This window comes from Nocardia sp. NPDC057663 (genome assembly GCF_042799895.1).
Taxonomy (GTDB): Bacteria; Actinomycetota; Actinomycetes; order Mycobacteriales; family Mycobacteriaceae; genus Nocardia.
Genome location: NZ_JBHVHX010000004.1, coordinates 110126 through 124219, shown reverse-complemented (window position 1 = coordinate 124219; position 14094 = coordinate 110126). Strand labels below are relative to the sequence as shown.

14 protein-coding genes are annotated in these 14094 nt (G+C 70.0%); 10 read left to right on the top strand and 4 right to left on the bottom strand.

The window, feature by feature from the left end:
* The first annotated feature begins 113 nt into the window (after nucleotides 1-113).
* Together ACFVAV_RS11830 and ACFVAV_RS11825 are read left to right on the top strand one after the other, a co-directional pair.
* Nucleotides 114-1529 (top strand): amino acid permease, encoded by a 1416-nt coding sequence (locus tag ACFVAV_RS11830; protein WP_379033897.1) that lies wholly within the window; start codon nucleotides 114-116, stop codon nucleotides 1527-1529.
* 137 nt (nucleotides 1530-1666) lie between these two features.
* Nucleotides 1667-2674 (top strand): hypothetical protein, encoded by a 1008-nt coding sequence (locus tag ACFVAV_RS11825; protein ID WP_379033895.1) that lies wholly within the window; start codon nucleotides 1667-1669, stop codon nucleotides 2672-2674.
* A gap of 7 nt (nucleotides 2675-2681) precedes the next feature.
* On the opposite strand, the gene ACFVAV_RS11820 is transcribed toward ACFVAV_RS11825, so the two are convergent.
* The 3 genes from ACFVAV_RS11820 to ACFVAV_RS11810 are packed head-to-tail and all read right to left on the bottom strand — an operon-like array spanning nucleotide 2682 to nucleotide 5692.
* A complete protein-coding gene (locus ACFVAV_RS11820; RefSeq protein ID WP_379033893.1) occupies nucleotides 2682-3476 on the bottom strand; it encodes a class I SAM-dependent methyltransferase in 795 nt (264 codons plus the stop codon).
* A gap of 21 nt (nucleotides 3477-3497) precedes the next feature.
* Nucleotides 3498-4913, bottom strand: a complete 1416-nt coding sequence (locus ACFVAV_RS11815) for an MFS transporter (protein WP_379034545.1) — start codon at nucleotides 4911-4913, stop codon at nucleotides 3498-3500.
* A gap of 26 nt (nucleotides 4914-4939) precedes the next feature.
* Entirely contained in the window at nucleotides 4940-5692 is a 753-nt protein-coding gene (locus ACFVAV_RS11810; RefSeq protein ID WP_379033891.1) for an IclR family transcriptional regulator, read from the bottom strand.
* A 213-nt stretch (nucleotides 5693-5905) separates the two neighbouring features.
* On the opposite strand from ACFVAV_RS11810, the gene ACFVAV_RS11805 reads away from it, so the two are divergent.
* The 8 genes from ACFVAV_RS11805 to ACFVAV_RS11770 are packed head-to-tail and all read left to right on the top strand — an operon-like array spanning nucleotide 5906 to nucleotide 13481.
* Nucleotides 5906-6943 carry an NrtA/SsuA/CpmA family ABC transporter substrate-binding protein gene (locus ACFVAV_RS11805; protein WP_379033889.1) on the top strand — a complete coding sequence of 346 codons (1038 nt, stop codon included), beginning with the start codon at nucleotides 5906-5908 and terminating at the stop codon, nucleotides 6941-6943.
* Nucleotide 6944: 1 nt separating this feature from the next.
* Nucleotides 6945-7760 carry an ABC transporter permease gene (locus ACFVAV_RS11800; protein ID WP_379033887.1) on the top strand — a complete coding sequence of 272 codons (816 nt, stop codon included), beginning with the start codon at nucleotides 6945-6947 and terminating at the stop codon, nucleotides 7758-7760.
* Nucleotides 7757-8521 carry an ABC transporter ATP-binding protein gene (locus ACFVAV_RS11795; RefSeq protein ID WP_379033885.1) on the top strand — a complete coding sequence of 255 codons (765 nt, stop codon included), beginning with the start codon at nucleotides 7757-7759 and terminating at the stop codon, nucleotides 8519-8521. Before ACFVAV_RS11800 ends, ACFVAV_RS11795 begins: the two co-directional genes overlap by 4 nt.
* Nucleotides 8518-9543, top strand: coding sequence for an ABC transporter substrate-binding protein (locus ACFVAV_RS11790; RefSeq protein WP_379033882.1), 1026 nt, complete (start codon nucleotides 8518-8520; stop codon nucleotides 9541-9543). The genes ACFVAV_RS11795 and ACFVAV_RS11790 overlap by 4 nt, the downstream gene beginning before the upstream one ends.
* On the top strand, nucleotides 9540-10640 hold the full coding sequence (locus tag ACFVAV_RS11785; RefSeq protein ID WP_379033880.1) for an LLM class flavin-dependent oxidoreductase: 1101 nt from the start codon (nucleotides 9540-9542) through the stop codon (nucleotides 10638-10640). Before ACFVAV_RS11790 ends, ACFVAV_RS11785 begins: the two co-directional genes overlap by 4 nt.
* Complete coding sequence (locus ACFVAV_RS11780; RefSeq protein WP_379033878.1) at nucleotides 10637-11806, top strand: LLM class flavin-dependent oxidoreductase; 1170 nt, start codon at nucleotides 10637-10639, stop codon at nucleotides 11804-11806. Before ACFVAV_RS11785 ends, ACFVAV_RS11780 begins: the two co-directional genes overlap by 4 nt.
* Before the next feature lie 14 nt (nucleotides 11807-11820).
* Nucleotides 11821-12540 (top strand): class II aldolase/adducin family protein, encoded by a 720-nt coding sequence (locus ACFVAV_RS11775; protein ID WP_379033876.1) that lies wholly within the window; start codon nucleotides 11821-11823, stop codon nucleotides 12538-12540.
* Nucleotides 12537-13481: an ABC transporter substrate-binding protein gene (locus ACFVAV_RS11770; RefSeq protein WP_379033874.1), complete on the top strand. Its 945-nt coding sequence runs from the start codon at nucleotides 12537-12539 to the stop codon at nucleotides 13479-13481. Before ACFVAV_RS11775 ends, ACFVAV_RS11770 begins: the two co-directional genes overlap by 4 nt.
* Before the next feature lie 56 nt (nucleotides 13482-13537).
* On the opposite strand, the gene ACFVAV_RS11765 is transcribed toward ACFVAV_RS11770, so the two are convergent.
* Nucleotides 13538-14086, bottom strand: coding sequence for a hypothetical protein (locus ACFVAV_RS11765; protein WP_379033872.1), 549 nt, complete (start codon nucleotides 14084-14086; stop codon nucleotides 13538-13540).
* Nucleotides 14087-14094 lie beyond the last annotated feature (8 nt).

Genomic DNA, 14094 nt, shown 5'->3' with positions numbered 1-14094 from the left:
AGCCAACCCGCGTCGGGCTGCCGGTATTTCCGCCGGCCGGTGGTGGTGACCCCGGCCACGATTGCCGGACGGTAGCGTGCAGCACTGATCGACGCGACGGAAGGACACCATCCATGTCAGCTGGCGGCCCCGGCCTCTCCACCGAAGCCGTATCGGCACCCGCTCCGGCATCCGAATCGGAAGGCTACTCGCGCGGCCTGAGCCCGCGCACCATCCAGATGATCGCCATCGGCGGCGCGATCGGCACCGGCCTGTTCTACGGCGCCGGCGCCGCGATCGAGCAGGCGGGACCGTCGCTGATCCTGGCCTACCTGGCCGCGGGTCTGGCCATCTTCGTCATCATGCGCGCGCTCGGTGAGCTGCTGACCTACCGGCCCGTGTCGGGCAGCTTCGCCGAGTACGCGCACGAATTCCTGGGCCGCTTCGCCGGTTTCGCGACCGGCTGGTCGTACTGGGCGGTGTGGGTCTCCACCTGCATGGCCGAGATCACCGTCGCGGGCAAGTACGTGCAGTACTGGTTCGACATCCCGCAGTGGGTGACCGCATTGGTGGTGCTGGCGGTGCTCTTCGCCGCGAATCTGATCTCGGTGCGGATCTTCGGTGAGGGCGAGTTCTGGTTCTCGGCCATCAAGGTGACCGCCATCCTGGCGATGATCATGATCGGCATCGGCGTGCTCGTGTTCGGCTTCGGCCACGCCGCCGATCCGACGGTGACCAACCTGTGGGCCGACGGCGGCGTGTTCCCGCACGGTTTCGGCCAGACCCTGCTGGTGCTGCAGATCGTCGTGTTCGCCTATGTCGGCGTGGAGCTCGTCGGCGTGACGGCGGGGGAGGCCCGCGACCCGAAGGCCACCCTGCGCAAGGCGATCAACACCCTGCCGTTCCGCATCGGCCTGTTCTACGTCGGCGCGCTGGTCGTCATCATGTCGGTGGCGAGCTGGCGCAGCTTCCACGCGGGCCGCAGCCCGTTCGTCGAGGTGTTCGAGCAGATCGGCATCCCCGCCGCCGCGGGCATCATCAACTTCGTGCTGCTCACCGCGGCGCTGTCGTCGTGCAACTCGGGCATCTACTCCACCGGGCGGATGCTGCGCAGTCTGGCGCTGCGCGACGAGGCGCCCGCCCGGTTCGCAGCGCTGAGCAAGCAGTCGGTGCCGTTCACCGGCATCTGTGCCTCGGCGGCGGCGATGGTCATCGGTGTCGTGGTGAACGTGATCTCGCCGGACAAGGCCTTCGCCTACATCACCTCGGTCAGCACCGTCGGCATCATCGTCGTCTGGGGCGTGATCCTGGTGTGCCACGTGAAGTATCGCGCCAAGGTGCGGGCGGGCGAGTTGCCCGCCAGTGACTACCGGCTGCCCGGCGCGCCCGTGACGAACTGGGCCGCACTGGGTTTCCTCGGCCTGGTCGTCGTGCTGCTGCTGTGGACCGACGGTGGCCGCACGGCGCTCGTCGTCGGTGCGGTGTGGGCTGCGCTGGTGTGCGCGGGCTATTACGCTTTCGGCCGCCGCGGGCTCGCGCACACCGGGTAGCCGCCACACCCCCCCCGTTTGCTGGAAAGCCGCTGGCAGACAAGCGTTTTCTGTCATACCCCACCGGTATCGTCGAAGGGTCACACAAACGAGCCCGGCGCGAGTGTGGCCGGGCGGTGCGAGAACGGGGGCACGGGATGAGTGACATCGACCGTGGCGATCTGCTGCCACCGAGCAGGCATGGAACCACCTGGCGTGAATCGGAATACCGGATACTGGCCGACGACTTGCGGGCCGGGGCCGATCTGGCGCGTACCGCGCGGACGGTGGGGCGCACCGAATCCGCGGTGCGCGCCGCCCTCCGCAATTTCGTGCCACCGGAGGAACGGGTGTCGACGGCCGAGCGCGAACGATGGATTCGCGGGCGCCTGGTCGCCGAACCGGAGTGGGACTGGTGGGCGGTGGTGGTCGACCACCACCGCCGCACCCGCAGCGGATTGTGGTTCACCCGGCACGAACACTGCGCCCGTATCGGCTGGCGCAGACGCACACCGATGACGGCGCTCGCCCAGGAACTGGGCACCTCGGAGCTGTCGGTGGCCGAGCTGCTGCGCGCGCTCGGGCTGGTCGAGAGCATCGAGGAGGCCGCCGATCAGCTGGGCGCGACACCGGGACTGGCACTGGCCAAACGGGTCTCGGCTCGTCGTGACGACGCGGCCGGCGCCCGCTGGATCCTGGTGATCGACGGCGCCGCGGGCACCACGCGATCACGCAGTGCCCCGGTCCGCCGACAGGTCTCGCTGCACGAGACCCGTGCGGCCGCCGAGGCCGAACGCGACCGGGTGCTGGCCTGGCACGCGCGGGTCGGCGCCGGCGAACCGGAATCGCCGGTGTGGTGGACCATCGCCGAACGTGGACTCGGCGCGACGACCGGGCACACCCGCTGCGGCACCTTCGACCCCACCGCCGCGTTCGGCGGCCCGGTCCGCGCCGAGGCGCTCACGGTGGGTGACGTCATCCGGGTCGCCGTTCCCGACGGCGGCTTCCTGCAGGACCGGATCACCGCGATCGTTCAGGCAGGCGCCGGTGAGCCGATCGTCGTCGACCTCGCACCGGTGGCGAATTCGCGGGTGCGTCGTGTCGTCGAGTTCGCGCCGGGCGAGGTCGTCGATGTGGTGCGCGGGCTGGAGGAACGCGCCAGCTGAAAGCCGTTCAGCGCTGCGGTGATCCGCGCAGCACCGCGCGGATCACCTCGGTGCGCAGGGGGTAGTCGAACTCGCCCTCGGCGGTCTCCGGTGTCGCGCGCAGGTAGTCCCGGATCCGGCCGAGCAGGGCGGCGCGCTGATCGGAGGGAATGACCATGGTGTGCGAGTGCGTGCCGATGGTGAGCACCAGGGAATCAGCGGTCCGCCGATGCGTATGCGGGAACTCCGCCCGCTCGAACGGGGTGAACAGTGGATGCTCGGGGAGCCCCTCGTCCGCCGCGGGCAGCGGGAAGGACGCGTCCGATCGCACGGTGCGCTGGAGCCCGGCCACCCACGCGACGCGATTGTCCTCGATGTTCCAGAACGCGGCGAACACACCACCCGGCCGCAGCACCCGGGCGATCTCGGGGAACGCGCGCGCCTGGTCGAACCAGTGGAACGCCTGCCCGGCCAGCACGGCGTCCACCGACCCGTCCGGCAGCGGAATGTCCTCTGCCGTACCGGACAGCGCGGTCACCGACGGGTACCGGCGAACGAGCTCGGCGCGCATCGCCTCGTCGGGTTCGACGGCGATCACCTCGGCGCCGGCAGCCAGAAGTCCGTCGGTGAGCTTGCCCGTACCGGCACCCAGATCCAGCACGGCGGGAACGTCTTTCGCGCCGAGCGGCTCCAGCACCCACCGGATGCCTGCCGCCGCATAGTCCGGCCGATGCTCGGCATAGACGGCGGCCTGCGCCCCGAACGAACTCGCCCGTCGCGCGCGACGAGCAGCCTGATCAGTCGAGTCCCCAGTTCCCCACACGCCTCGACGATACCGGTGTCGTCACCCCGTCGGTGTCCGTGTGCCCGGCATCGTCAGCGCGGCTGCCGACAGCGCGACCGCCATGACGAGCAGGGTGACGAACACCAGGTGGATGGCGTGGGCGAGTTCGCCGGGATCCGGTCGGTCGACGGTGCCGACCTGGGCATTGACGATCGCGCCGAACACCGCGACACCGACCGCGCTGCCGATGGACCGGGCGAACATGGTCGCCGAGGTGACCACGCCGCGCTCCGACCACGCCGCGCTGGTCTGCGCCGCGATCAGGGTGGGATTGGCGACCAGGCCCATGCCTGCGCCGATGAGGAAGCAGGTCCCCGCGATCTGCCAGGGGTTCGCGTGCGCGCCGATCGGCAGCAGGGCGGCACAGCCGACGAGCGCGATCGCGCTGCCGATCAGCGCGGTCGTGCGGAAGCCGAACCGTAGATACAGCGTACCCGCCTGCGAGGCGGTGATCGGCCAGCCGATGGTCAGCGCGCCGACGGTCAGCCCGGCGATCGTCGCGGTGGTGCCGAGGACACCCTGGGCGAAGGTCGGCACGTAGGAGGTGAGGCCGAGGACGATCGCGCCGATGAGCACCGACACCGCGCTCGCCGCGACGACCACGCGCCGGGTGAAGATCCACAGCGGCAGAATCGGATCGGGGGCGCGGCGCTCGACGAGCCCGAACACGACCAGCACGACGGCGCTGCCCGCGAACAGCGCGAGACTCATCGGGGAGTTCCACGCCCACGACTGTCCGCCCTCGAGCAGCGCGAGGATCAGCGCGCCCGCGCCCAGCGTGAGCAGTGCCGCGCCGAGATAGTCGACCTGGCGGCGTGGACCGCGCGGTGCGGTCTCGGTGAAGTTGCGCAGGAGCATGATTCCGGCAATCGCCGCCAACGGCAGGTTGACCAGGAAGATCCAGCGCCAGCTCGCGAAATCGGCGAAGGTGCCGCCGAGCAGCGGGCCCAGCACCGCGGACCCGGCCCACACGCCGGCCAGATAACCCTGCACCTTCGCGCGCTCGGGCAAGGTGTAGAGGTCACTGGCGATGACCATCGTCATCGGCTGCACCGCGCCCGCGCCGATGCCCTGGATCGCCCGGAACACGATCAGCGCCACCATGCTCGTCGCCAGCCCGCACAACAGCGAGCCGAGCGCGAACACCGCGATCCCGAACAGGATCACCGGTTTCCGGCCGAGGGTGTCGGCGATCTTGCCGTAGATCGGCACTGTGACGGCCTGGGTGAGCAGATAGATCGAGAACAACCACGGGAACAGCGCGAACCCACCGAGGTCGGCGGTGATGGTCAGCACGCCGGTCGCGATGATCGTGGAATCGAGTGCGACCAAACTCGTCGCCATCATCAGCGAGGCCAGAATCGCGCCGCGCTCGGAGCGCAGTCCGACTGCGGGACGTGCGGTATCGGTCGCCACCGCCGCTCCCTTCATGAGATTGATCGTCAGTCCGATGCGGCGGTGAACGTGGCCGCGATGTCGGCCGCTGTCACTTTGGCGAGTTCGACGAAGAACGGCACCCGCTCATCGATCATCAGCGTGACCGGACCGCGCAGCCCGAGGGCAAAGCGGCAGCGGCCCTGCGGGTCGAGGATCGGCATGCCGATGGTGCGATACCCGGGATCGAGTTCGCGATCGTTGAACGCGTAGCCACGCGCGCGCGTCGCGACCAGTTCCGCGCGCAACTCCGCAGCGCTCGACACCGACCGTTCCGTGCCCTCTTCGTAAGGGAGAGAACGCAATTCGTCGTCGGTGACGTCGGACCAGGCCAGCAGTGCCTTGCCGAGCGCGCTCGCGTGCAGCGGCAGTCGCACGCCCTGCAGTTCGTGGCCGTCGCTCTCGCGCCACCGGCTGGTGCCGAGCAGCACCGCGTGGATGCCGTGGCGGGTGGCCACCGAGCCGGTGGCGCCGGTGGTGGCCGCGAGCTGTTCGAGGTAGGGCTCGGCGAGGTAGATCCTGTGCTGGCGGTAGGCGATCTGGCCGTATTCGGCGAGTGCGCCGCCCATACGGTAGCGGCTCGACTCGGCGTCCTTCTCGAGGAATCCGGCCTGTACGAGCGCCCCGAGTAAGCGGTGAGTGGTGCTCACCGCCAGGCCCTGTGCGCGTGCGACTTCCGAGACGCCCCGTTCTTCGCCGCCGCGGAAGCAATCGAGTACCGACAGGGCCCGGGTCACGGTCTGCACGCTGGAGGTCTCCACGGAATCGACGGTAACACAGGCGATCAACGGAAATAGGCACGAGCTTTCCGCTCTACGGAAAGGAATTGCGCGCTACCCCTGGCGATTCGCCATAGATCGCCCGATCGTTCCCTGTCAAGCTTTCCGATCCATGGAAAGACATACCTCGTTCGGCGCCGGTACCGCTCCTACGCTGCGAAGGCATCACCCGCCCTTCCCCGAACAGGAGCCCCGATGTCCCGCAGGCTGCCGGCCTTCTCGCGGATCGCCCTCGCGATCGCCCCCGTCGTCGCCCTCGTCGCGGCGTGTGGCTCCGGCTCCACGCCCGAGCAGGGTGCCCAGGCCTCGTTCGTGCTCAAGGTGACCGACCCGGGCAATACCGGTCCGCTGGCGGTCGGCAAGCGCGACGGCACCTTCGACGCTGCGCTGGCCCCGCTCGGCGCGAAGATCCAATGGGTCACCACCACACCCGGTTTCAGCTCCAACCTGAAGCTGTTCAACACCAAGGAGCTCGACGTCTCGGGCGCCGCCTTCAGTCCCGTCGTCGGTGCGCTGTCCAAGGACGTCGGCGTGAAGATCGTCGCCGTGGCCGATCCGGCCGGTCAGGACCAGAGCGGGATCGTCGTCACCCCCGAGTCCGGGGTGACCTCGGTGGCGGGGTTGGTGGGCAAGCGCATCGCGGTGAATCCTGCGGGCAAGGGCGAGTACATCACCCTGAAAGCCTTGGCACAGGCCGGGATTCCGGCCGACAAGGTGACCAGGGTGCCGCTGCAGCAGAAGGACGCCGCCTCGGCGTTCGCCACCGGCAAGGTCGACGCCTGGGCCTCGTTCCTGGTGCCGTACCAGGAGGCCAAGGCCGCGGGGGCGCGCGAGATCGCGACCGAGAAGTCGATCGGCTCCAACGACAACACCGTCGTCGTGTTCCGTACCGAGGTCCTCGAACAGCGCCCGGACGTCGCCGCGAAGTATCTGGAAGTGCTGCAGGGACTTACGGCGAAGCAGAAGGCCGCGCCCGCCGATTTCGAGAATGTCTTCGAGAAGACCGGGCCGCGCGCGCTCACCGGTGATCGCCTCGCCGATGCCATCAGGGTAGGTGGTGAGGTCACCGTGCCGCGTCTGCCCGCCGACTCCGATGCCGCCGACCTCGCCGATGTCGTGAACACCTTCGCCGACAACGGCGTCATCAGCCGCCGGATCACCGCCGCCGACATCTTCTACGACCTGCGCTCCAAGCTCAGCCCGGAGCAGCTGGCCGCACTGAAGGAAAAGTGAGATGACCACCCTCGAACTGGCTCCGCCACGGGCCCGGGTGACCGGGCAGCGACCCCGGTGGTTGTCGCTGGGCCTGCGCGCCGCGCTCCCCGCCGCCATCGTGCTGGCATGGTGGGCGGGGTCGGCGAGCGGCGTGATCTCGCCGCGCGTGATCGCGGGTCCCAGTGCGGTCTGGTCGGCCTTCCTGGAACTGCTCGACAGCGGCCAACTGGTCGATTTCGCGCTCGCCTCGTTCGGCCGGGCCGCCGCCGGCGTCGCGATCGGCGTCTCCGTCGGGCTGGTGCTCGGCCTGCTGTCGGGCCTGTCCAGCCTGGGCGAGGAACTGGTCGACTCGACCATGCAGATCGTGCGCGCGGTTCCGTTTCTCGCGCTGGTACCGCTGTTCATCTCGTGGTTCGGCATCGACGAGCTGTACAAGGTGCTGTTGATCGCGGTGGCGACCACCGCGCCCATGTACGCCTACACCTATCTGGGCGTGCGCAACGTCGACCGCAAGATGGTCGAGGCGGCCCGCAGCTTCGGTCTCACCGGCGCCCGGCTCGTCGCCGAGGTGATCGTGCCCGCGGCACTGCCCGGCATCCTGATGGCGCTGCGGGTATGCCTGTCGATCAGCATCACCGGCCTGATCGCCGCCGAACAGGTGGGCACCCAGCAGGGCGTCGGCTACCTGGTGACGCTGGCCCAGGAATACAACCGCACCGACTACATGGTGCTGTGCGTGGTGCTCTACGCGCTGCTCGGTCTGGTGTTCGACGCACTCGTGCGGCTCGCGGAACGCTACGCGATGCCCTGGCGGAAGCAGGTGGCGATCCGATGACCACGACAACAGCCGCGCCCCTGCGGGAGACGGTCGAGGCGCAGGCGCCGGTGGCGGTCTCGATCACCGGACTGCGGAAAGCCTTCGGCGACAAGACGGTTCTCGACGGAGTCGACCTGACCATCCGCCGGGGCGAGTTCGTCGTGCTGCTCGGTCCGAGCGGCACCGGCAAGACCACCCTGCTGCGCCTGCTCACCGGCCTCGAAGTACCCGACGCCGGAAAAGTGCTGGTACCCGCCCGCCGCACGACCGTCTACCAGGAGCCCCGGCTGATCCCGTCGAAGCGGGTGCTGGCCAATGTGATCGTCGGCCTGCGCCGCACCAAGGCGCAACGGGAAGCCGGTCTGCGGGCACTGCGCGAAGTGCACCTCGACGGCAAGGCCGGGCAGTGGCCCGCCACCCTGTCCGGCGGTGAGGCCCAGCGCGCCGCCCTGGCCAGGGCACTGGTCAGGGAACCGGAGCTGCTGCTGCTCGACGAGCCGTTCGCGGCGCTGGACGCGCTGACCCGGCTCCAGATGCAGGACCTGGTCGGCGATCTCGTCGCCCGGCACCGCCCCGCCGTCCTCATGGTCACCCACGATGTCGACGAGGCGATCCGGCTCGCCGATCGGGTGATCATCCTCGACCACGGCCGCTTCGCCGTCGACGAAGTCATCGACCTGCCCCAGCCGCGGGATCACGCGGCCCCCGAAACCCTCGGTTACCGAACGCAATTCCTCGCCCAACTCGGCGTCGGACCACACACCAGGAGCCAGTCATGACCGAAACCCTGTGGTACACCCGCTGCCCCGTGCCGACCGCGAGCGGCCTCGCGCACAGCCTCGGCTGGCTGGGTGAGACTGCGGCGAGCGCGGGCCTCGAGTTCGGCGTCCTGCAGGACGCGGGCCCCGAACTCGCCGGCCACCACTTCCTGCACGACCTGTCCGGTCTGATCCGCGAGGGCGGCAACGTGCCCGCGCTGGCCGCCCGCGCCCAGGGCTCGCCGACCCGGCTGATCGGCCTCACCTGGATCGACGAATCGCAGGCGATTCTGGTCGGCCCCGATTCGCCGGTCGCCGACGCCGCCGGTCTGGCCGGGCTGCGAGTGGGCGTGCCGGCCTGGGCGCAGGATCAGGCCCGGAGCTTCCCGCGGGCGATGGCGTTGCACGGCTTCGCCAACGCGCTGCGCCCGGCCGGGCTGACCCTCGCCGACGTCCGGGTCACCGAACTCGACGTCGAGCGGGATCCGCAGGTGCGCACCGAGATCCAGACCGCACGGCGGTCGACCACCTGGGGTGTGGCGGAGTTGCTGGCCGGGAAGGTCGACGCCATCTACGTCAAGGGCGCTCGCGCCCAGGAGGTGGCGCAGGAGAACGGGCTGCGCGTCGCGGTCGACCTGGACGCCTCGGCGACCAGGCGTCTGCGCGTCAACAACGGCACCCCGCGCCCGATCACCGTGCACGCGGACCTGCTCGAATCCCGCCCGGAGGTCGTCGTCGGCTTCCTCGCGCAGAGCCTGCGCGCCGCCGACTGGGCTGCCGGTGACCTCGACGGTGTCCGCGCGGTGCTGCAACGCGAAACACTGTCCGGCCCCGAGGGTGTCGCCGCCGCCTACGGTGACGAATTCCATCGAGGTCTGCACCCGTCGCTCACCGACGAACGCGTCGAGTTGCTCGGCGTGCAGAAGCAGTTCCTCTACACCCACGGTTTCCTGGCCGCGGACTTCGATCTCGAATCCTGGGTCGCCCCTGAGCCGTTGGCTCGCGCGCAGGAACTCGTCGCCGCCGAGCGGGTGCCCGCATGAGCGAGTTCGTCTGGAAACTGCCCAGCCGCGGCGATGGTCGCCGCGCCGAACCCGCACTGCGCGGACGCGGCGGCTTCGGTCCGCAGGCGCCGCGCACCGAGGCCACCGATGTACGTCCCGGTCGCTTCGGTCCGTTCGACGATCTCGCCCAGATCGTCGACGCCGCGGAACTGAACGGCTTCGACGGCGTGCTCGCGCCCTATGACCCGTTCGGCGAGGAATCCTGGATCGTCGCGGGCGCTGCCCTGCGGGCCACCCGCTACGCGCAGGTCACCGTGGAATTCCAGCCCGCGTTCGGCACCCCGGTGTACGCGGCCAAGATCTCGGCCACTCTGCAGCGGCACTCGGCCGGGCGGCTGAACTGGCGGCTCGCTGTCGATACCGAGGCAGCCGAGGCGTATGCCCGCGGTGACCGCGTCAGCGGCGACGAACGCTACCGGCGTGCGGCGGAATTCCTGACCGTCGCCCGCGGCGTCTGGAACGAAACCGAGATCGGCGCAGCGGGATTCGCGGGCACCGGATTCGAGTACGCGGGGCAGTACTACGACGTCGTCGACGGTGGCTTCCGCGGCATTCTGTCCGGTCTGCCGTTTCCGGCAGTCCACCTGAGCGGCACGTCGGAAGCGGCACTGGAGCTGTCGGCCGCGCACGGCGACGTCCACGTCTTCGGCGAGGAGCCGGACGGAATCTCGCGTGTCGCAGCGGAACTGGGGGAGCGGGCCGTCAACGCGGGCCGCCGGGTGCGCATCGCGCTCGACCTCCCGATCATTGCCAGGGAGACCGAGGACGAGGCCTGGGCCAGGGTCCACCGGCAGTGGGACGAGCTGGGCCGTCCCGACTCCGCGGCCGAGCACGCCCTCGGCGACGGCCGCTGGGCGGGCTTCGACGCGCTCGGCTACGACCAGCGCATCGGCCTGGTCGGCAGCTACGAGCAGGTGGCCCGCCAGCTCGCGGTCTACGAGATCGCCGGCGTGCAGACCTTCGTGCTCTCCGGTCACCCGCACATCGAGGAGATCCACCGCGCGGGCGAACACCTGCTGTTCCTCGCCGACCCGGCAGGCCGCACCCTCACCACCGCGCAGGAGCTCACCGCATGACCATCGACGTCTACTGGCGCATCGGCATGGAAGGCGACCACGCCTCCCTGCGCACCCCGCGCCGCTACAACCGCGGCAACGCGGGCGGCTACGGCCCCGGCAATATCGCCCCCGCCATCCGTGGTGGCGCACTGGACGAGTACAGCTACCTCGACCACGTCGCGGCGGTGGCCAAAGCGTCCGAATCGGCGGGCTTCCTGGGCGGGCTGCTCCCGTCGTTCCCGGTGACCGACGACCCGTGGGCCGTCGCCGCCGCACTGGCCGCCGAGACCACCACCTACCGCTTCATGGTCGCCTTCCAGCCCGGCTTCCTGCACCCGGTGCAGGCGGCCAGGATGTCGGCGAGCCTACAGCGCGCCACCGGCGGCAGGCTGGTCTACAACATCATCAGCGGCGGCGGTGGACCGGCCCAATTATGGTGGGGCGACAAGGTTTCCCACGACGACCGGTACGCCCGCACCAGCGAATTCCTCGATGTCCTGCGCGGCGTGTGGGACGGCGAACCGTTCGACCACGACGGCCGCTTCTTCCACACCGACGGCGCGGCGCTCCCGTCCGGCCTGGCCGGTCAGCCCTTCCCCGAGGTGTATTTCTCGGGATCGTCCGGTGCTGCGGTCGCCGCGGCAGGCCGCCACGCCGACTACTACCTGTCCTGGCTCGAACCCTTCGCGGACCTGCGGACCAAGTTCGACGGTGTCCGCCGCAATGCCGAAAGCCTCGGCCGCACACCGAAGTTCGCCGTCCGTATCGACATCGTCGCCCGCCACACCGAGGAAGCGGCTTGGGCCGAGATCGACAAGGGCTGGGCCTTCGTCGACCGCGACGCCGCCAACCGGGCCGCCCAGGGTGACTCGGTCGGCGCGGCCAGGATCGCGGGCTGGGTGCCCGAAACCATCACCGACTACCGCGATCTGGAAGTCCAGCCCAACGTCTGGTGCGGGTTCAGCCTGATCCGCGGCGGCCCCGCCTTCGGTCTCGTCGGCAGCTACGAGCAGGTGGCGCAGCGGCTCGACGAACTGATCGACCTCGGCGTCGACGCCTTCATCCTCGCGGGCAATCCGCACCTGGAAGAGGCCTACCGGGTCGGCGAGGAAGTGCTGCCACTGCTCGGCCGCTCCCGGCTCACCACCCCGTCCACCGACACCGTCCTCGCGACGGCCCGATAACGCAGGAGACACCGATGACCACCACCGAAACCCGTCTGCCGGAGGCTGTGACGGCCTTCGTCGAGGCGGCGACCCGCGACGCCGAGACCGCGTTCCGGGTGTTCCGTGAGACCGGCACCGTCACCGGCAACGGCACCGTCAACTTCGTCGAGCGGGTGCCGGGCGAGGAGATCGCCGTCGCCCTCGACGAGCCCGGCCCGTGGGCAGCCGAACGCACCGTCGAACCCGTCGTCGCCACCTTCGACGGAGAAGTGCTGTCCGGCAAGGGATCCGCCGGATTCGTCACCGGCTACGCGAAGGTGTTCCGCGCGCATCCGGAGATCACCTCCGTCGTGCACATCCACACCCCGTGGCTGGGCGGCTGGGCGCAGACCCACCGCACCCTGCCGATCCGCTACGCCGCCTCGCAGCGCCTGACCCTGTCCCGGGAGATCCCGCCGCACATCGACCGCACCGTCGGCGCGGGCGATTTCATCCTGAGCAAGCTCGAGACCGACCCGCACCTGGTCGCGATCTTCGAGGCCAACGGCGGCGCCAATGTGCTCGGCCGGTCCGGTCTGCTGGAGCTGGCGAAGTTCGTCGTCCTGCTCGAGGAGGGCGCGCAGTACCAGGCCATCGCCGAAACCCTCGGCGGCTCGGTCGAATTCGATCCATCCAACCTCGCGGTGCAGTGGAGCCGCAGCGGCCTGGCCGACGAGGCCCGCCGCCTCGGCCTGATCGGAGACGCGCGATGAGCCTTCGGGTCGGGTACTTCCCGCACAACAACTCGCTGTTCGTGCTGCGTCACCGCGGTGTGCTCGAACGGCTGCTGCCCGATGTCGAATGGGTCGACCTGCGGGCGCTGCCGCAGGCCGAGCGCGTCGACCCGAAAACCGGCCTCCCCGGCGAGCATTCGGACTGGCTGTTCACCGAGGGCGGCTACGACATCATCGGCACCGGCTTCACCCCGCCGCTGACCGCGCTGGCGAACCAGCGCGACATCGTGTACCTCGGTATCTCGGGCCCGCGCGTGGAGAACGGCAGGCTGGTGGCGACAGCCGCGAGCGGTATCACCTCCGCGGCCGATTTGAGGGGCAAGCGGGTCGGTATCGCGCACGGGTCGTGGCAGACCACGCTGTTGCTGTTCGCTCTCGACCAGGTCGGTGTGACCTGGTCCGATGTCGAACCGGTCGATGTCGACGTGCGCGGTGGCGGCGCCGCCCTGCTGTCCGGCGACCTCGACGCCTGGGTCGGCACCTACCCAGGCCTGCGGGAGGTCGAGGCCGCGACCGAGCTGACCACACTGGTCGACACCGCCTCGGTGTTCAGCCACCCGTCGCTGTGGTTCACCCGGCGTGACCTCGCCGAGGCCAACCGGGCAGCGGTCGAGGCGGTACTGGCCGCCCTGCAGGAGTCCGACGCCTGGATCTCCGCCAACCCGCGCGCGGCGGCGCAGTACTTCGTCGACGACGCGCAATCGCGTGGCGTGCCCGCCGATCTGGACGCCTGGGAAGCCGCGCTACGCGGTCGCCCGTTCGGTGTGCATCCGGTGAGCGAGGACTTCCTCGACGAACAGCAGCGCGCCGCCGACCTGCTCGCCGCCAACGGCCTGCTCCCGCGCACCGTCGACGTGCGATCCGCGGTCCTGCCGTGGATCGGGACGGTCGTCACCGAGAAGGCGCCCGCCGCCGTCTGAGCCCGGAATCACGATGCCCCGGTACCGAATCGGTACCGGGGCCTCGCTCGTGCGGGTCAGCCACGCTGCGACCCCGTGACCCACACCGGCCCGGTGAGCAGCCAGATCACGGTGATGACCCCCAATGAGCTGAACACGCCCATGAGCTGCTCGCGCTGCTGTGCGTCGGCCACCGTGTAGCTCAGTGCCAGCGTGAGCGCGCCGGCGATGGCCGCAGCGCCGAGCCAGCGCGCGAAGTCGGCCCACTCCTTGCGGGTGCGTTCCGGCCCGTACTTCGGCACCTGCACCGGCGCGGGTCCACCGGCGAAGCGGTAAGCGAAGCGCGCGTCGAGCCACTCGATCATCCGGTGCCCGAACATCACCGTGCAGCCGAGATAGATTCCGGCCAGCCGGTGCGCGAAACTCACCTCGCCACCCCGGTGCAGGTCGATGGCCACCGCGACCACCAGGACCACGTCCAGCACCGGAACCAGCGCCAGCGTCACCAGACCGGCGCGGCGCAGCCGCACGACATAGCGCAGCAGCAGACCGCCCACCACCAGCACCCAGAAACCGACCTCGCACGCGGCGATGGTCAGCAGTACGGGATTGTTCAATGCGTCCATTTCCCCAC